The 17,918-nt window shown below is 66.0% G+C and carries 20 protein-coding genes; 14 read left to right on the top strand and 6 right to left on the bottom strand.

The annotated features are described in order from the left end of the window. Positions 1-133: 133 nt before the first annotated feature. Positions 134-1,117: a LysR family transcriptional regulator gene (locus tag ACYVGK_RS06130; protein ID WP_460732357.1), complete on the bottom strand. Its 984-nt coding sequence runs from the start codon at positions 1,115-1,117 to the stop codon at positions 134-136. 271 nt (positions 1,118-1,388) lie between these two features. Here ACYVGK_RS06130 and cysG point away from each other — a divergent pair, with 271 nt between their 5' ends. The 5 genes from cysG to ACYVGK_RS06105 all read left to right on the top strand — a co-directional run bounded on the left by cysG (position 1,389) and on the right by ACYVGK_RS06105 (position 6,357). Further along, positions 1,389-2,843 (top strand): siroheme synthase CysG, encoded by a 1,455-nt coding sequence (cysG, locus tag ACYVGK_RS06125; protein ID WP_460732356.1) that lies wholly within the window; start codon positions 1,389-1,391, stop codon positions 2,841-2,843. A 33-nt stretch (positions 2,844-2,876) separates the two neighbouring features. Further along, positions 2,877-3,857 (top strand): cysteine synthase A, encoded by a 981-nt coding sequence (gene cysK, locus ACYVGK_RS06120; RefSeq protein WP_460732355.1) that lies wholly within the window; start codon positions 2,877-2,879, stop codon positions 3,855-3,857. A gap of 195 nt (positions 3,858-4,052) precedes the next feature. Further along, a complete protein-coding gene (locus ACYVGK_RS06115) occupies positions 4,053-5,072 on the top strand; it encodes an aminoglycoside phosphotransferase family protein (RefSeq protein ID WP_460732354.1) in 1,020 nt (339 codons plus the stop codon). Beyond that, positions 5,069-5,782, top strand: coding sequence for an N-acetylmuramate alpha-1-phosphate uridylyltransferase MurU (murU, locus tag ACYVGK_RS06110; protein ID WP_460732353.1), 714 nt, complete (start codon positions 5,069-5,071; stop codon positions 5,780-5,782). The genes ACYVGK_RS06115 and murU overlap by 4 nt, the downstream gene beginning before the upstream one ends. A gap of 35 nt (positions 5,783-5,817) precedes the next feature. Continuing rightward, positions 5,818-6,357, top strand: coding sequence for a Cif family virulence factor (locus tag ACYVGK_RS06105; RefSeq protein WP_460732352.1), 540 nt, complete (start codon positions 5,818-5,820; stop codon positions 6,355-6,357). A 25-nt stretch (positions 6,358-6,382) separates the two neighbouring features. On the opposite strand, the gene hda is transcribed toward ACYVGK_RS06105, so the two are convergent. Genes hda through ACYVGK_RS06090 form a run of 3 tightly spaced genes read right to left on the bottom strand, consistent with a single transcriptional unit; the run spans position 6,383 to position 9,331 of the window. After that, positions 6,383-7,102, bottom strand: coding sequence for a DnaA regulatory inactivator Hda (gene hda, locus ACYVGK_RS06100; RefSeq protein WP_460732351.1), 720 nt, complete (start codon positions 7,100-7,102; stop codon positions 6,383-6,385). Next, positions 7,099-8,256, bottom strand: a complete 1,158-nt coding sequence (locus ACYVGK_RS06095) for an AI-2E family transporter (protein WP_460732350.1) — start codon at positions 8,254-8,256, stop codon at positions 7,099-7,101. Before ACYVGK_RS06095 ends, hda begins: the two co-directional genes overlap by 4 nt. 13 nt (positions 8,257-8,269) lie before the next feature. Beyond that, on the bottom strand, positions 8,270-9,331 hold the full coding sequence (locus ACYVGK_RS06090) for a DUF2066 domain-containing protein (protein ID WP_460732349.1): 1,062 nt from the start codon (positions 9,329-9,331) through the stop codon (positions 8,270-8,272). Between the two features lie 114 nt (positions 9,332-9,445). Here ACYVGK_RS06090 and purM point away from each other — a divergent pair, with 114 nt between their 5' ends. From purM to ACYVGK_RS06070, 4 genes are read left to right on the top strand one after another with little or no spacing between them, the layout of a single operon-like run. Beyond that, complete coding sequence (gene purM, locus ACYVGK_RS06085) at positions 9,446-10,483, top strand: phosphoribosylformylglycinamidine cyclo-ligase (protein WP_460732348.1); 1,038 nt, start codon at positions 9,446-9,448, stop codon at positions 10,481-10,483. A gap of 15 nt (positions 10,484-10,498) precedes the next feature. Continuing rightward, on the top strand, positions 10,499-11,164 hold the full coding sequence (gene purN / locus ACYVGK_RS06080) for a phosphoribosylglycinamide formyltransferase (RefSeq protein WP_460732347.1): 666 nt from the start codon (positions 10,499-10,501) through the stop codon (positions 11,162-11,164). Further along, positions 11,161-11,922, top strand: a complete 762-nt coding sequence (locus tag ACYVGK_RS06075) for a DUF3108 domain-containing protein (RefSeq protein ID WP_460732346.1) — start codon at positions 11,161-11,163, stop codon at positions 11,920-11,922. Before purN ends, ACYVGK_RS06075 begins: the two co-directional genes overlap by 4 nt. Positions 11,923-11,924: 2 nt before the next feature. Further along, a complete protein-coding gene (locus tag ACYVGK_RS06070) occupies positions 11,925-12,614 on the top strand; it encodes a DUF3108 domain-containing protein (RefSeq protein WP_460732345.1) in 690 nt (229 codons plus the stop codon). Between the two features lie 63 nt (positions 12,615-12,677). Here ACYVGK_RS06070 and murA read toward each other — a convergent pair whose 3' ends face one another. Beyond that, positions 12,678-13,955: a UDP-N-acetylglucosamine 1-carboxyvinyltransferase gene (murA, locus tag ACYVGK_RS06065; protein WP_460732344.1), complete on the bottom strand. Its 1,278-nt coding sequence runs from the start codon at positions 13,953-13,955 to the stop codon at positions 12,678-12,680. Next, complete coding sequence (locus ACYVGK_RS06060; RefSeq protein ID WP_460732343.1) at positions 13,955-14,185, bottom strand: BolA family protein; 231 nt, start codon at positions 14,183-14,185, stop codon at positions 13,955-13,957. The genes murA and ACYVGK_RS06060 overlap by 1 nt, the downstream gene beginning before the upstream one ends. 129 nt (positions 14,186-14,314) lie before the next feature. Between ACYVGK_RS06060 and ACYVGK_RS06055 the strand changes: the two genes are divergently transcribed. From ACYVGK_RS06055 to lptB, 5 genes are all read left to right on the top strand, one after another. Continuing rightward, the gene (locus ACYVGK_RS06055; protein WP_460732342.1) at positions 14,315-15,319 is read left to right on the top strand and encodes a KpsF/GutQ family sugar-phosphate isomerase; all 1,005 of its coding nucleotides are present in this window, start codon (positions 14,315-14,317) and stop codon (positions 15,317-15,319) included. Positions 15,320-15,399: 80 nt separating this feature from the next. Then, entirely contained in the window at positions 15,400-15,978 is a 579-nt protein-coding gene (locus tag ACYVGK_RS06050) for a KdsC family phosphatase (protein WP_460732341.1), read from the top strand. Beyond that, complete coding sequence (gene lptC, locus ACYVGK_RS06045; RefSeq protein WP_460732340.1) at positions 15,975-16,544, top strand: LPS export ABC transporter periplasmic protein LptC; 570 nt, start codon at positions 15,975-15,977, stop codon at positions 16,542-16,544. The genes ACYVGK_RS06050 and lptC overlap by 4 nt, the downstream gene beginning before the upstream one ends. Beyond that, entirely contained in the window at positions 16,525-17,112 is a 588-nt protein-coding gene (gene lptA, locus ACYVGK_RS06040) for a lipopolysaccharide transport periplasmic protein LptA (RefSeq protein WP_460732339.1), read from the top strand. The genes lptC and lptA overlap by 20 nt, the downstream gene beginning before the upstream one ends. Continuing rightward, positions 17,112-17,831 carry an LPS export ABC transporter ATP-binding protein gene (lptB, locus tag ACYVGK_RS06035; RefSeq protein ID WP_460732338.1) on the top strand — a complete coding sequence of 240 codons (720 nt, stop codon included), beginning with the start codon at positions 17,112-17,114 and terminating at the stop codon, positions 17,829-17,831. Before lptA ends, lptB begins: the two co-directional genes overlap by 1 nt. The last annotated feature ends 87 nt before the right edge of the window (positions 17,832-17,918 follow it).

Genomic DNA, 17,918 nt, shown 5'->3' with positions numbered 1-17,918 from the left:
GCCTTCGCGGAGCAAACGCGTCTGCGCAAGCCACAAGCAAAAATCAGCGGAGCAAGCTCCGCTCTACAAGGCAAACTCGAAAGAAAAAGGCCCGGGGAGCCGGGCCTTTTCTGTTGCTGCCTGACGCGACCGATCAAGCCGCGAGCTTGTGGCTCAGCTCGTCCCACTGCGGCGCAAGCGGCCATTCTGGCTCCTGGTTACCAGCGAGGACGCGCTGCAGATCACGCGGATCGATCTGCGGCGCCAGCGCGTGCAGCAGGTCGAGCGTGTAATCACGCAGCACGCGTTCACGCGGCAGCACGGCCCAGGCGACGCACTCGGGAATCGCCGCCGGAGCGGGCAGCGCAACCAGGTCAGTGTCTTCGATCGTCACCGCCATTTCGGCGAGCAGACCGACACCGATGCCGGTGCGCACATAAGTCTTAATGAGGTCGGCGTCGCGCGCGGTCATCGCCAGTTGCGGCTCGACGCCGGCTTCGGCGAAGGCACGGCGCAATGACGATTCCGGGCGCACCGACGATTCGTAGCTGACCAGCGGATAGGCGGCGAGCTGTGCCAGCGTCGGCGCGGCGCCGCTGCGGGCGAGCGGGTGCGAACGCGGCACCAGCACGACGCGCTTCCAGCGGAACAACGGCACGGCGATGCCGCCGGCAGGCGTCTCGCCTGCGGTGCTGATCAGGGCAAAGTCGGATTCGCCGCGGGCGAGCAGGTCCAGCACTTCGCCTTCCGAACTCGGCAGCAGGTGCACGCTGACGCGTGGATACGAGCGCTTGAGCTGGGCAATGGCGGTCGGAAGGACGAAGCGCGCCTGCGTATGCGTGGTGGCCAGGACCAGACGGCCCACGCCATCACGACGCTGGTTGGCGGCGTAGGAGCGGATGTTTGCGGCTTCGGCGAGCAGGCGGCGCGCATGCGCGAGCACCTGGGAGCCGGCGGGGGTGATGCTTTCAAGACTGCGGCCCTTGCGTGCGAACAGCAGGAATCCGAGTTCGTCCTCGAGCTGCTTGAGCTGCTTGGACAGGCCGGGCTGCGTGGCATGGACGCGCTCGGCGGCTAGCGTGATGTTCAGGCCGGAATCGGCGATGGCGGCGAAATAACGCAGTTGCGTGAGGGTCATGGCGGCGTCGAGGGTCGAGAAGGTTGTTGGGCGGGGGACAGGCGCACGGCGGCCGGGGTTACGGAAATAAACGAGTGACACCAGGTAATCATCGGAATAAGTTTCATTGGTTATCTCTTTATGCGGATGGACAGATAAACATTAGCCGGAGCGGGGGGAGCATGTCCAGCGCCGGTCATGCCATCAGAGCATGAAGCCACATCCGCCGGTCATTTCCGCCACTCATGTCACAACGCTAGGTTGCACGGACCACCCCAAGCCCCTTGCCGTCATGTCCTCCGCGCCTCCCCTCTTCCCGCTGTTCACCAACCTGAGCGGCCGTGCCGTCCTGGTGGTCGGCGGTGGCGCCGTGGCCCGACGCAAGGTGCTCGGCCTGCTCCCGACCGGGGCGCGGGTCCGGGTCGGCGCCCTGGAACTGGAGCCGCAGCTCGCGGCCTGGGCCGAACAGGGCCAAATCGAGACCGTGCGGGGTGAATTCGACCCGGCCTGGCTCGATGGCGTCTGGCTGGTGGTGGCCGCAACCGACGATCCCGCGGTAAACCGCGCGGTGGCCGATGCGGCCGAAGCCCGCCGCATCTGGGCGAATGTGGTCGACGATGCTGAGCTGTCGAGCGTCCATCTGCCGGCCCGGGTCGAACGCGGCCCGGTGCAGATCGCCATTTCTAGCGGCGGCGGTGTGCCGATGCTGGCCCGACATCTGCGCGAGCAGCTGGAAACCCAGTTCGACGAGTCGCTCGGCGCTCTCGCCGCGCTGCTCACGCAGGCTCGCGAGCGGATCCGCGATCGCCTGCCCGACTTGCCGGCACGCCGGCGCTTCTTCGACCGCGTGTTGCAGGGCCCGATCCCGGGCCTGCTTCGCCGCGGCGAGCAGGCGAAGGCACAGCGCGCGCTCATCGCCGCATTGGAACAGCGTCCGCAGGTGCAAGGCGGCAGCGTCGCCTTGGTCGGCGCGGGCCCCGGCGATCCGGGGCTGCTGACGCTGCGCGCCCTGCGCGTCTTGAACGAAGCGGATGTGATCCTGCATGACCGCCTGGTCAGCGCCGACGTGCTCGCCCTTGCCCGCCGCGATGCCGAATTCATTGAAGTCGGCAAGCAGGTTGGCGGCGACCATAACGCCACGCAGGAGCGCATTCATGGCCTGCTGGTCGAACACGCGTTGCAGGGCAAGCGTGTGGTGCGCCTCAAGGGCGGCGATCCCTTCATCTTCGGCCGTGGTGGCGAAGAGCTCGAGGTCCTGCGCGAACATGGCATCGACTTCGAAGTCGTCCCCGGCATCACCGCCGCGATCGCATGCGGTGCCTACGCCGGCATTCCGCTGACGCATCGCGAACACGCGCAGTCGGTTCGCTTCATCACCGCGCATACCAAGGACGACAGCGACGCGTTCGACTGGGCCGCACTGGCACAGGAAAAGCAGACGCTCGCGTTCTACATGGGCGTGTCGGGCCTGGAACGCATCCGCGATCGCCTCATCACGCATGGTCGCGCGCCATCGACGCCTTTCGCGATCATCGAGAACGGCACGCGTCCTGAACAGCGGGTGGTGCTGGGCACCTTGGCCGCTCTTCCCGAACTAGCGCGTTCCCACAACGTGGGCGCGCCGGCATTGCTGGTTATTGGAGAGGTCGCCGCGCTCGCGGCGAGCCTGCACTGGTTCGGTAGCGAACCTTTAACGACGACGGGCGCAGGATGCGATCCACTCGCGACGCTCGCCCAGGCCGCCTGATTCCGCCCTTCTTTCCAGGTACAGACCCCCGACATGACTATCTACAACAGCATCCTAGACACCATCGGCTCCACGCCCATCGTGAAGCTGCACCGCATCGCACCCAGGCACGTCACGCTGTATGCGAAGAACGAAGCCTTCAATCCGGGCGGCTCGGTCAAGGACCGTCTCGCACTCGCCATCGTGCTCGACGCGGAACAGAAGGGACTGCTGAAGCCTGGCCAGACCATCATCGAAGCGACGTCCGGCAACACCGGTATCGCGCTGGCGATGGTGGCGGCGGCACGCGGTTATCCGTTCGTGGCGGTAATGTCGGATTCGTTCTCCGTCGAACGCCGCAAGCTGATGCGCGCCTATGGCGCCAAAGTAATTCTCACGCCCGCATCCGAACGCGGCAGCGGCATGGTGCGCAGGGCGAAAGAACTTGCGGACAAGCACGGCTGGTTCCTCGCGCGCCAGTTCGAGAACGAAGCCAATCCCGCCTATCACCGCAGCACGACCGGCCCCGAAATCCTCCGCGACTTTGCCGGCAAGCGCCTGGATTACTTCGTCAGCGGCTGGGGCACCGGTGGCACGATCACGGGTGCCGGCGAAGTGCTGAAGCTGGCGCGCCCCGACCTCAAGGTGATCGCCAGCGAACCGGCCGGCGCCGCGCTGCTCTCGGGCAAGGAATGGGCACCGCACAAGATCCAGGGCTGGACCCCGGACTTCCTGCCGCAGGTGCTCAGCCGCACCATCGCCGACGAGATCCTGCCGATCGACGAAGTCGCGGCGCGCGATACCGCGCGTCGTCTCGCCGCGGAGGAAGGCGTGTTCGTTGGCATCTCCGCTGGCGCGACCATCGCCGCGGCATTGCAGGTTGCCGAGCGCGCGCCGGAGGGTACCGTGCTACTGGCCATGCTGCCGGACACCGGCGAACGCTACCTGTCGACCTTCCTGTTCGAAGGCGTGGCCGAAGGTTCCGACGACGAGTGGCTGGCTTCGCTGGAAACCAAGGCCGCCGCGGTCGCCTGACCAGCCTTTGTAGAGCGGAGCTTGCTCCGCTGCTTTTTCGAGCGCCCGAGCGAGGGAAGTCATCCGGCATCCCAGACAAGAGCAGCGGAGCAAGCTCCGCTCTACAAGTCACAAATCCGGGGCGTGGTCGATGAACCGCGTCCCGCAAACTCGCGATCCGGTTAATCTTGCGTCCGATCCACGATGACGCATCAGATGACCGCCAACGTTCCTACCGACCGCGAACTCGCCCGTCTTGCCTGGGCACGATCCGCTACCGGCGATGCCGGCCTGCAGCTCCAGCGCGCGTCGGTCGATGCCGGCTTCCGCAGCTACTGGCGCGCGGTCACTTCGAATGGCGCTGCGCTGTCGACCAGTGTGATCGTGATGGATTCGCCGCCAGACCTCGAAGACGTGCGTCCATGGCTGCGCATCCGCACACTGCTGGAAAATGGCGGCGTGCGCGTTCCGCAGGTGCTGGTGCAGGACATCGATTCCGGCTTCCTGCTCCTGGAAGATCTCGGCGGCCCCACGCTCGCCCAGGTGATCGATGCCGACAACGCCGATGTGCATTTCGACGCCGTGATTGACCAACTGCTAAAGCTGCAGAAGATCGCGGCACCCGAAGGCATGGGGGAATTCGGCGAAGCGCTGCTGCAGCGCGACGCCGGACTATTCGAAGAGTGGTTTCTACGGCGTCATCTCGGCATCGAACTCGACTGCGGCGAGGCCGAAAAGCTGCAGCTCGTGCAGCGTCGCCTGATGGACAACGCCCTGGCGCAACCGCGTGTGCTGACCCATCGCGACTTCATGCCGCGCAACCTGATGCCTGTGGCGGATGGGCCGGCGGTACTCGATTTCCAGGACTGCGTGCTTGGCCCGATCGCGTACGACCCGATCAGTCTGTTCAAGGATGCATTCCTGAGCTGGCCGCTGGAACGCGTCGACGGCTGGCTCGCGCGCTACCACGAACGCGCACTGGCGAGCGGCCTGCCGGTGCCGGAACTGGCGCAGTTCCGCCGCGATGCCGATTGGCTGGGCGTGCAGCGGCATCTGAAGGTGCTCGGCATCTTCTCGCGCCTCCATTACCGCGACCACAAGTCGAAATACCTTGCGGACGCGCCACGCTTCATCACTTACCTGGATGAAGTCCTGCCGCGTTACCCCGAACTCGCACCGTTGCGCGAACTGCTCGATGGGCGCATCCGCCCGGCAATGGCGGGAGTTGGCGCATGAAGGCGCTGATTTTTGCCGCCGGCCTGGGCGAACGCATGCGGCCGCTCACCAATCACACCGCCAAGCCGCTGCTCTCCGCCGGCAACAAACCGCTGATCGTCTGGCATCTGGAACGACTGGCTGCGATCGGCGTGCGCGATGTCGTCGTCAATACGAGCTGGCTGGCCGAGCAGTTTCCCGCGGCTCTGGGCAATGGCGACTACTGGGGCCTCAATCTGCATTTTTCGTACGAAGGCCCGACGCCGCTTGAAACCGGTGGTGGCATGTGGAACGCGCTGCCGCTGCTGTCGGATGGCGAACCGTTCCTTGCGATCAACGGCGACATCTGGAGCGACTACGACCTCGGCCGGCTGCCGCGCGACCTCGACGGTGATGCGCACCTGGTTCTGGTCGACAACCCGGTACAGCATCCGCAGGGCGATTTCGCGTTGTCAAACGATGGCCACATTCACAGCGACGGTGCGCAGCGGCTGACCTTTTCCGGCATCGGCGTATATCGCCCGACATTGTTCGCTGGCTGGCGCGACATCATTGGCGACGCACCAGGTGCCGACGAGACACCGGCGCGCTTCAAGCTCGCACCGCTGCTGCGCGCTGCGATGACGCAGTCGCGCGTGAGCGGCGAACATCACCAGGGCCGCTGGACCGATGTCGGTACGCCGCAGCGTCTGGCGCAACTGGACATGGAACTCCTGTCGTCCGCCCGCTGACCAATCCCACTCTTCCCCTTGCAATGGAGTGCCCAGTGAAATTCCTGCCGTTCGTCCTCGCGTGCCTGCTGTCGTCCCCTGCCTTCGCCCAAGCCACGCCGGAACCTTTGGCCACAACAACTGCAGCCAGTTCTCCCGAATCGGCAACCGCGCAAATCCGCAACGTGATTGAAACGTTCCGGACTTCAATCATCAAGCGCGATAAGCCCGCATTCGAACGCCTGTTCCTGCACGAACACATCACCTGGCAATCGGTGAAAGGCGACGAAGCGCTGCAGCGCGTCCGCCAGAAAGTGCCGACCGCCAGCAAGCTCACGGTCGATGCCACGAAGACGCCCTACTCCTTCATTGCCGGCATCGTCGCGGACAAGGACAGTTCCGAGGAAACGTTCTCCAACGTGAAGATCGATACCGACGGCGATATCGCGTCGGTCCATTTCGACTATGCCTTCCTCAGGAACGGGAAGGAAACCAATCACGGACAGGAAGCCTGGCACCTGCTGCGGACGCAGGACGGCTGGAAGATCGCCTCGGTGATCTGGTCGGTGAACCTCAAGCCCGCAGCGGCGAACTAAGCCACCGGCTATCGGCGCTCGGTCGTTACAGGTCGAGCGTCTGCCGCAGGAACGGCACCGTAAGACGGCGCTGCGCCGCCAACGAGGCACGATCGAGCTTGTCGAGCAACGCCGTCAGGCCGCCGAGATCACGCCCCACGCGCTTGAGCAGCCAGTCCAATGCCGCGTCCTCGAGAATCAGCCCGCGGCGCTGCGCGCGTTGCTGCAGCACTTCGCGCCGACCTTCCTCTTCCAGCGGCGCGAGCGTGATGCGTGTGCATTGCCCGAGGCGCGAACGCAGGTCGGGCAACACCAGCCCGATCGAATCGGGAATGTCCCGCGCCGCATACACGAGTGCCACACCGGCGGCGCGCGCCCGGTTGTGCGCATCGAACAGGGCGATTTCGTCGTCGCGCTGGCCGGCGATTACGTCCAGGCCGTCCAGCGCGATCAGATCATTGCCCTCCAGCGCCTGCAGCGCGTCGCGCACGCGCCCTGCCGCGGCAACCATCGGCAAGTACGCGGCACGGCGGCCGGCGCTTTCGGTAGCGGCGCAGGTCGCCAACAACAGGTGCGTCTTGCCGACGCCGGACGGACCGGCCAGATACAACGCATCGCGTGCCGCCGACGTGGCGGCTTCGGCTGCCGCCGCACGTAGCAACCCGATCGCGCCATCCGGCGCGCCTACGAACGTTTCCAGGCGCTGATCGGGCGGGTAGCGCAATGTCAGCGGCAGTTGCGGCACCCCTTGCACGGTACGGCTCACTCGGGCGTGTGCTCCACTTCTTCAGCGGCGGCGGCCGCCTTCGCCGCGGCGGCGATCGCGGGTGCCTGTTCGCCTGCATACAGCCGGCTATGCGTGTAGCGCTGTTCGGCGTAGCGCAGCAGCACGTTCGCCACGGCCGCCACCGGTAGCGCCAGCAGCATGCCGAGGAAGCCGAACAGCTGCCCGCCCGCCAGCACCGCGAAGATCACGGCCGCCGGATGCAGCCCGATGCGGTCGCCCACCAGCTTGGGCGTCAGCCAATAGCTTTCGATGACCTGGCCGACGCCGAATACGGCGAGCACACCCGCGATGTGTTCCCAATCGCCGAACTGCACCAGCGCCGCGACACAGCCCAGGATGATGCCGCTCGCGGGGCCCAGGTACGGCACGAAGGTCAGCAGGCCGGCGATGAGGCCGATCAGGATGCCCAGGTCGAGCCCCACGCCCCACAGACCGACGCCATACATCACGCCCAGGATGATCATCACCAGGAACTGCCCGCGCAGGAACGCGCCCAGCACGTCGCTGGACTCGCGCGCCAGACGCGAAGCCGTTTCGAGGTGATCGCGCGGGATCAGTGATGCCACGCGCGCCACCAGCAGGTCCCAGTCGCGCAGGAAGAAGAACGTCAGCACCGGCAGCAACGCGACGTTGGCCACCAGCGCAAGGATGGCGAAGCCGGAACGCGAGAGGTAACCCAGCAGGGTCGTGGCGATACCGCCCGCGCGTTCCCAGTTGCTGCGCACCAGTTCGATCAGGTGATTGAAGTCGAGCCAGTCGGAGATCTCGATCCGGGTGTGCGCTTCCAGCCACGGGATCGCGATCTGCACCAGCCAATCGCGGTAATGCGGCATGGAGGCGATGAGCGTGGCGATCTGCCGCTCGATCAGCGGCACCAGGATCACCATCACCAGGATCACCACCAATGCCATCGCGGTGAACACCAGGGTCACCGCCGTATTGCGCGAACGCCCCCGACGCTGGAGGCCATCGACCAGCGGATCGCCCAGCCACCCCAGCATCGCCGCAACCACGAAGGGCGTCAGCACCGGCGCCAGCAACCACAGCAGCCACAGGGCGCCCAGGCCGAGCGCGGTCCATTGCAGCCGGCGCAGGAAGCGGGCGATCTCGTACAACGAGCCTTGGGACTCCATCGCTAAGGTCCCGTCAACGCAGCCGGTACACGGCCGTCTCGCCGTCGGCCGGCACGATTACGCCGTCGCGATCGGCCATGCGGTTGAAGCCGCTGAGTCCGGAAGCGAGATCGAGCGCGAACGTGACGCTATCCGGCGTCGCATGCTGCGGCGTGATCTTGCGCACGATCGCGAGCTTGTCGAGATAACCCGCCAGGCGCATGTAGTCATCGCTGCTGTGGATACCGGTGAAGGTCACCGCATAACTGCCCGGCGGACCAGCCGTTCCGCGCTTGGCGTAGCGCTTGGTCAATGCGTCCGCCGCGCCGTCCGCGCCGGAGGCGATCACGCGCCGCGCATCGGTATCGGTGATGCTCCAGTTCGCCAGCACCTTGCCGTTGTCGACGAAGGTCCAGTCGCCCTTCCAGCCCTCGGCACTGCGATAGACCTTGCCGATCAGCTGCATGGGCGGCGCATAGCGCAGCGAGGCCCGCGCCACCGCGGCACTGTCTCCGCGCCAGATCGCGCCGATGGTGGCCTGTTCCGCGGCATTGCCGGTCGGCAGCCCGAGCGCGTAGCCGCGCTCCTTGGCCCGGTTCAGCGCGGTGCGCGCGGCATTGGCCTGCGGCAGGCCGACCAGGCGCGGCCCCTTGCCATCATCGATGCCCAGCCACAGCACCGGCTTGGGCCGGGGCATCGGCCAAACGGGCAGGCCGAGGGTCTCGATCAGGTCGTCGATCTCTTGCTGATCGAAGCGGACGATCAGGGTGGTGCCGAAGGTCGGCGCCCCGGTCGGGCCCACACCTTCGTCCTGGCGATAGTCGTAACTCTTCACCAGATCCTTCGCCCGGCGCAGCTCCTGGCCTACGCCTGGCTGGCCCGCCACGCTGCGATTGCCGGAAAGCCGGCCCAGCACCGTCGACAGGGCGCGGGCGAATCCAGTGTTGCGCTCGGGCTCGCCCTGCCCGTTCACAGTCACCTCGGCCTCGTAGGGCCCTTGGGCGCCGGCACGGTCGCCTTCAACGCGTTGCGCCGTGGCGGTAAAGCTCGCCAGCAGCAAAGCAGCCAGCCAGAACCCTCGAAATGCGCGAACCATTGCTGTCCCTGATGGGTGGAACCGTCGGAAATGGTGCCGTACGGACCCCGAGACGTCCATTCGCACCGGTCACGACTGGTAAAATCGTCGCTCTTCCGTCCTGTACTGCCCCCCGTGACCAACACCACCCCGCTCACCTACCGTGACGCCGGCGTCGACATCGACGCGGGTAATGAAGTCGTCGAACGCATCAAGCCCGCGATCAAGCGCACCCTGCGGCCCGAAGTGCTGGGTGGCGGGATCGGCGGCTTCGGCGGCCTGTTCGACCTGTCGGGCAAGTACAAGGAGCCGGTGATGGTGTCCGGCACCGACGGCGTGGGCACCAAGCTGATCCTCGCCAAGCAGCTCAACCGCCACGACACCATCGGCCAGGATCTGGTCGCGATGTGCGTCAATGACGTGCTGGTGCAGGGCGCCGAGCCGCTGTTCTTCCTCGATTATTTCGCCACCGGCAAGCTCGACGTGGCCACCACGGTCGACGTGGTCGGCGGCATCGCCAAGGGCTGCGAGATCGCCGGATGCGCGCTGATCGGCGGCGAAACCGCCGAGATGCCCGACATGTATCCGCCGGGCGAATACGACCTGGCCGGCTTCACTGTCGGCGCCGTCGAAAAGGCCAAGCTGATCGACGGCAGCCGCGTGCAGCCCGGCGATGTGCTGATCGGCATCGCTTCCAGCGGCCCGCACTCCAACGGCTATTCGCTGATCCGCAAGATCCTCGCCCGCGCCGGCAATCCTCTGGATCTCGACGTCGGCGGCGTGAAGCTGGCCGACGCACTGATGGAACCCACCCGCATCTACGTGAAGCCGGTGCTGGAACTGCTCGCCAAACACGACATCCACGCGATGGCCCACGTGACCGGAGGTGCATTGGTTGAGAAGATTATCCGCGTGGTCCCCAAGCCGCTCGGCCTCGAGATCGACACCTCGTCCTGGCCGTTGCCGCCGGTGTTCGACTGGCTGCAGCGCGAAGGCAACGTGCCGCGCGAGGAGATGTGGCGCACCTTCAACTGCGGTGTCGGTTTCGTGCTGATGGTGGCGCCGGGCGACGTCGCCGCGATCAATGCGGACCTGGATCGTCTGGGCCTGGCGCACTGGCAGATCGGGCAGGTCGTTCCGGCCACGGGCGACGAACGCCTGCGCATTTTCTAAGCGCCAACCGCACTGATGCGTCTTGCCGTCCTCGCGTCCGGCCGCGGCAGCAATCTGCTGGCCATATTCGACGCCATCGCTCGCGGCGACCTCGATGCGCAAGTCGCGGGCGTGTTTTCCGACAAGCCCGCGGCGCCCGCGCTCATGCATGCACGTAATGCGAACGTGCCCGCACAGGCGCTCTCGCCGCGCGACTTCCCGTCGCGCGCGGTTTTCGATGAACACCTGTTCAGTCTGGTCGAAGCAGTTCAGCCCGATCTCATCGTCTGTGCCGGATATATGCGCCTGATCGGCGACACCGCCGTCGCTGCACGGATCGGACGCATGATCAACATCCACCCCTCGTTGCTGCCCGACTTCAAGGGCCTGCACACGCACCAGCAGGCGCTCGATGCGCAGGCGCGGGTGCATGGGGCCAGCGTGCACTTCGTCACCCCCGAACTCGATGGCGGCCCCGTGATCTCGCAGGCGCGCGTCCCGGTGGAAGCCGACGACGACGCCGAACGGTTGGCCTCACGGGTCCTGCAGCGCGAACACCCGCTGCTCATCGCCACGTTGCGGGAACTGGCGGCCGGTCGCATTGCGTTACGCGATGGCCGGGTACATTTCGATGGTCATGCATTGGTCGCACCCTTGCAGCTCGACGACAACAATCGACTGACCGGGGAAATCAGCGCATGACGCTTCTACATCGTGGCCTGTTCGCACTGCTCATGTTGTTCACGGTCCCTGCCCTGGCCGATGACTCGTCCGCGACGACCACCGCCGGTACAACCAGCGGCCCGCGCCAGCTCGAACCATTTGTCGCGCAATACCAGGTATACAAGGACGGCCGCGTGCTGGGCGAAGCCCTGATGCAAGTCGTCCGGAACGATGCCCACCGCTGGCGTGTCGATCTGAATATTCGCGGGACCGAGGGCTTGATTGGCCTTGCTGGCCTCGCCGCGCAGCAAAGCACGGTTTTCGATGTCGCCGGCACGACTTACCGCCCTCTGGCGCAAAGCACACTGCGCAAGACCTTGTTCACGAAGAAGCAGACTGTAGGCGTCTACGATTGGCGCTCGCATCAGGCACGCTGGACCGGCGATGTGAAGGAATCGCGCCGGGCCCCGGTCGGCCTGCAGGACGGCGATCAGAGCGGCCTGCTGATCAATCTGGCAGTGATCCGCGATGCTCAGCCGGGCAAATCGCTGAACTACCGCTTCGTTGACGACGGTCGCGTTCGCGACCATCGCTACGATGTGTCCACGCAACTGGAAGAAGTGAAGGTCGGTGATCTGAGCTACAGCGCGATGCGAGTCGCTCGTATCCAGTCCGGCAACGAAGAAACGGTGCTGTGGGTGGTCGATGGCGTACCCACGCCGGTACGGCTGCTGCAGCGCGAGAACGGTGCGGACAAGTACGACCTGCGCCTGGTGGAGTACAAGGGAGCGCAATGACAATGACGAAAACCAAGCACATCCTCACCTCGCTGCTCGGCGCTGCCGCGCTGCTGGCCAGCGCGATGGTGTCCGCGGGCGAGGTCAAGCCGTTCACCGCCGACTATCAAGCCAATTACATGGGCATCGCAGGCATCGGCCGCATGGTGCTCGCGCAGGCCGGTGCGAATCGCTGGAAGTACAGCCTCGACATCGGCGGCTCGATGGCCAACCTCAACCAGACCACCGTGTTCGAGGACAGCAACGGCCAATGGCGCCCGATTTCCAACAGCGATACCTCCGCCGTGCTGATCAAGCGCAAGCAGAAGAATGCGATTTACGACTGGTCGCGCGGTGAGGCACGCTGGAGCGGCGATGTGAAGCCCGAGCGCGCCGGCCCGGTGAAGCTGCAGAGTGGCGACCTCGACGCGATGATGATCAACCTCGCCATCGCGCGCGACGTCGCCGCCGGCAAGCCGCTGCGCTATCGCATGGTCGACGATGGCCGCGCCAAGCAGCTGAACTACCAGGTCAGCGGCAAGGAAACGATTACCGTGGCGGGCAAGGCGCGGCAGGCCACCAAGGTCATCCGCGTGGATGGCGACAAGCAGGAAATGCTGTGGCTCGTCGACGGGATGCCGGTCCCCGCACGCATCCTCCGCCGCAAGGATGGGCAGGACGAAATGGATCTGCGACTGCAGGCGCTGCACTGAGACGGCAAAGCGATCGTCCAACAAAAAGCCCCGCCAGAGCGGGGCTTTTTTCGTTGCATCGCCTCAGCTGATACGGCGGATCCGTGCCCCCAGGCCCGACAACTTTTCCTCGATATTCTCGTAGCCGCGATCGAGGTGGTAGATGCGGTCGATGATGGTTTCACCATCGGCCACCAGGCCGGCGAGGATCAGCGAAGCCGACGCACGCAGGTCAGTCGCCATCACCGGCGCACCGCTGAGCTGCCCCACGCCGCGGACCACGGCGGTATGGCCGTCGACGCGGATGTCGGCGCCCAGTCGCAGCAGCTCGTTGACGTGCATGAAGCGGTTTTCGAAGATCGTTTCATTGATCACGCCGACGCCATCGGCAACGCAGTTCATCGCCATGAATTGCGCCTGCATGTCGGTCGGGAACGCCGGATGCGGCGCAGTGGTGATGTTCACCGCCTTCGGCCGGCGGCCATGCATGTCCAGGGTGATGCGGTCGCCGTCGACCGTGATGTCCGCGCCGGCTTCGGTGAGCTTGTCGAGCACGGCATCGAGCGTGTCCGGACGCGCCTTGCGTGCGATCACGCGACCACCGGTCATCGCGCCGGCAACCAGGAACGTACCGGTTTCGATGCGATCGGCGACCACGGCATGCCGGCCGCCGTGCAGGCGCTCGACACCCTCGATGACGATACGGCCGGTACCGGCGCCTTCGATCTTCGCGCCCATCGTCTTGAGGCACTCGGCCAGATCGACGATTTCAGGCTCCATCGCCGCGTTCTCGAGCACGGTGGTGCCTTCGGCCAGCGTGGCCGCCATCATCACGTTCTCGGTCGCGCCGACGCTGACAATCTCGAACACGTGGCGAGCGCCCTTGAGCCGCTTGGCGCTGGCCTTGATGAAACCGTGATCGACGCTGATGTTGGCGCCCAGCGCCTGCAGTCCCTTGATGTGCAGGTCGACCGGACGCGAGCCGATCGCGCAGCCGCCCGGCAGCGACACTTCCGCATCGCCGTATTTGGCCAGCAACGGGCCCAGCACCAGCACCGACGCGCGCATGGTCTTGACCAGCTCGTAGGGTGCGACATGGCTGTTGACGCTGCGCGGGTCGACGATGACGCCGCTCTCGCTGCCCTTGCCAATGGTGCCCTGGTCGACGGTAATGCCCGCGCCGAGCCCGGCCAGCAGCTTGGCGGTGGTCACCACGTCGTGCAAATGCGGGACGTTGCTGATCTCGACCGGTTCGTCCGCCAGCAAGGTGGCGCACAGGATCGGCAGGACTGCGTTCTTGGCACCGGAGATCTGGACCTCGCCGTTCAACGGCTGGCCACCTTCCACCACGATCTTGTCCATCAGGCAGCCTCGTCCGGCGTGACGGTCTTCAGTGCCAGGGCATGGATCTCGCCGCCCATGCGCTCTCCGAGCGTGGCGTAGACCATGCGGTGGCGGGCCAGCGGCAGCTTGCCGCGGAAGGCTTCGGCCACGACGGTGGCCTCAAAATGGACCCCGTCGTCGCCGCGCACATCGGCGCGGGCGCCCGGCAGGCCCTGTTCGATCAATTGACGGATGGTTTCGGCGTTCAAGTCGGTCTGCTCAAATCCAATGTTTGGGCGGTGCGGCGGCACCGTACGGGCATCGCACGGCACTTTGCGCATAAAATGAACGGATTAGCCTAACGGAAAGCCCCCCGGCCTTAAATGGCAATGTCCGAAATGGCGACTTCGCCCTCTCATTCCCTCCCCGACTCCGCCATCGGCCTGGCCGAAAGCGGCCGTCGCGTCTTCGCCGTTGAAGCCGAGGCCCTGGCCGCCGTCGCCGCCCGCCTGGACGGCGAATTCACCGCAGCCTGTCGCCTGATGCTCCAGACCCGCGGCCGCGTGGTCTGCACCGGCATGGGCAAATCCGGCCATATCGCCCGCAAGATCGCAGCGACGCTTGCCTCGACCGGCACGCCGGCCTTCTACGTGCACCCAGGCGAAGCCGCGCACGGCGATCTGGGCATGATCACCGACGCCGATGTCGTGCTGGCCCTGTCCTACTCGGGCGAGAGCGACGAGATCCTGCTGCTGCTCCCGGTGCTGCGTCGCCAGGGCAACAAGCTGATCGCGATGACCGGCCGGCCAAATTCCTCGATGGCGCGCGAATCCGACGTGCATCTGGACGTCAGCGTCCCCGCAGAGGCCTGCCCGCTCGCCCTCGCCCCGACCTCCAGCACCACCGCCTCACTGGCGATGGGCGATGCGTTGGCCGTGGCGCTGCTCGACGCACGCGGCTTCACCGCCGACGACTTCGCTCGCTCGCATCCGGCCGGCGCGCTGGGTCGCCGGCTGCTGCTGCACATCGCCGACGTGATGCATGCCGGCGACGACGTGCCGCGCGTCGAAGCGGACGCCACGCTCAGCGAAGCGCTGGTCGAGATGAGCCGCAAGCGCCTAGGCATGACCGCGATCGTCGATGCCGAGGGCCGCTTGCTGGGTCTGTTCACCGACGGCGACCTGCGCCGCGCACTCGACGACAAGAACGTCGACGTGCGCAGCACACGCATCGCCGACGTGATGACGCGCTCACCCAAGACCATCGGCTCCAACGCACTCGCCGTGGAAGCCGCGCAGCTGATGGAAGCGCACAAGATCGGCGGCCTGCTGGTGATCGATGCCGATCGCCGCGTGGTCGGCGCTTTGAACATTCATGACCTGTTGCGGGCCCGGGTGGTCTAACGGAACCCTCCGTCGATAGTCGGTCGGAACTCGACCGATCCGACCCGCCACTGAACTACTGCGAAGCGACCACTGCCTCCATGCCGTACAGCCATCTCAACGACTATCCCGCCGACATCCGCCAACGCGCCGCACGCGTGCGTCTGGCGTGCTTCGACGTCGATGGCACGCTGACCGATGGCCGGCTGTTCTTCGATAGCGAAGGCGTCGAGCTGAAGGCGTTCCACGTGCACGATGGCCAGGGGCTGGTGCTGCTGCGCAAGGCCGGCATTGCGGTGGCCTTCGTCACCGCACGCGCCAGCGCCATCGCTGAGCAGCGCGCGGCTGAACTCGGTCTGGAAGCGCATACCGGCGTGAAGGACAAGCTCGCCTGCGTGCAGCAGATCGCCGCGCGACTGGGCGTCGGCATGGATGAAGTCTCCTTCATGGGCGACGACCTGCCAGACCTGCGCGTGATGTCGCAGGTCGGCTTCGCGGTCGCGCCCACGAATGCCCATGCCTGGGTCCGCGAACGCGTGCATTGGCGCACCAGCGCGCGCGCAGGTGACGGCGCCGCACGCGAGTTCTGCGACCTGGTGCTGGCGGCGCAAGGCCATGCCGAAGCGTTGCTCGCCGAAGTCACGCGCGTGGAAGGCGAACGCATCGAGGGCACGGCGTGAATTGGCGCGCGATCATCACTTTGTTGCTGCTCGCCGGCGCGATCGCCAGCGGCTGGTCGGTCTGGAACCAGCGCAGCAAGGACGTCCTTCCCACCGGCGCCGCGGCGCGCTCGGACTACGTGCTGATGGATTTCGAGCTCACGGCACTGAACGAGCAGGGCAAGGAGTCCTTCACGCTGCGCGCCCCGCGTCTCGCGCGCGATCCCAGCACTCGCACCCTCGACATCGCCACGCCGCTGTTCCTGATCCCGCCGGGCGAAAGCACCGGTAGCGATGCCTGGGAAGTACGTTCGAAGAATGGCTGGGTCAGCGCCGACGGCGATGAGCTGCGTCTGCGCGGCACCGTGAAAGGCGTCAGTTCCGGCCTCTCCGGTCCAGCTACTACGCTGAGCACGCGCGAACTGAATGTTTACCCGGATGCCCGGCGCGCCAGCTCGCCGGGTCAAGTGGTGATCAACCGCCCCGGTTCTATACTGAGCGGCCGCGGCCTGGAACTGGATCTGGCCAGCAAGCAGTACTCGTTCAAGTCCGAGGTCCGCTATCAATATGCCCGCACCGCACGCTAAGCAATCCAACGTTGCCCTCGCGGCTGCAGCCCTGGTCGTCGGGCTCGCGGTGGCATCGCCCGTGCTGTGGGCCAAGTCCGCGGACCGGGGCCAGATCATGACGATCGAGGCCGGCAACACCACCGGTGCGCTCGATGACCGTCATCCGACCGTGTTTTCGAATGGCGTCACCATCGTCCAGGGCTCGCTACAGATCGAAGCCGCTTCGGCGACCGTCACGACCCGCGGCGGCGAACCGGTCCGTGCCGTGTTCACCGGCAACCCAGTGAAACTCAAACAGCTGCTCGACGACGGCACACCGATGAATGCCACCGCGGGCAAGGTCGACTACGACCTCAGCACGGAAGTCGTGATCTTCAACGACAAGGTCAACATCCAGCAGCCGCGTGGCAGCCTGTCGGGTCCGCGCGTGGTCTACAACATGAAGACGGGCATGGTGAACAGCAGCTCCGACAGCAGCGGTCGCGTGAAGATGACTATCCAGCCGCGCCAGCAGCCTGCCGCGCCGGCGCCGACGCCGACGCCGACGGCCAAGCCTGCTGCCCCTGCGAAGAAGGGAACGAACTGATGCTGGCCGCAAAGGGCCTGCGCAAGGCCTATCGTTCCCGGGAAATCGTCCGCGATTTCGCCCTCACGCTGGACGCTGGTGAAGTCGTCGGCCTGCTCGGCCCCAACGGCGCCGGCAAGACCACCTGCTTCTACATGATCGTCGGCCTGGTCCCGGCCGATGCCGGCCAGATCATCCTGGACGGCAAGGACATCACCGGACAGCCGATGTACGCACGCGCCAAGCACGGCGTCGGCTACCTGCCGCAGGAACCTTCGGTGTTCCGCAAGCTCAGCGTCGCCGACAATATCCGCCTGGTGCTGGAACTGCGCGATGACCTGGACAAGGCAGGCATCGAAAAGGAGCTCGCCAGCCTGATGGACGAGCTGCAGATCACGCACGTCGCCGACCAGATCGGCGCGAGCCTCTCCGGCGGCGAACGCCGCCGTGTCGAGATCGCGCGCGCGCTCGCCGCGAAGCCACGCCTGATGCTGCTCGACGAACCGTTCGCCGGCGTCGACCCGATTTCGGTCGGCGAGATCCAGCGCATCGTTCGCCATCTCAAGAACCGTGGCATCGGCGTGCTGATCACCGATCACAACGTCCGTGAAACCCTGGGCATCTGCGACCGTGCGTACATTCTCGCGGAAGGCAAAGTGCTGGCGCAGGGCTCGCCCGACGCACTTCTGTCCAACCCGGACGTGCGTCGCGTCTATCTGGGCGACACCTTCCGCTTGTGATCGTGGTTCCGGAACCGTAGTTCCGTTGCTTCGGGGCTGAACAGGCAGCATCGACGCACCCCTCGGCGCGGTGCATCATGGCGTGGC

It is taken from the genome of Lysobacter tyrosinilyticus, assembly GCF_054779815.1.
The sequence above is the reverse complement of the archived record's forward strand: the minus strand, read 5'-3'. Positions and strand labels throughout refer to the sequence as shown.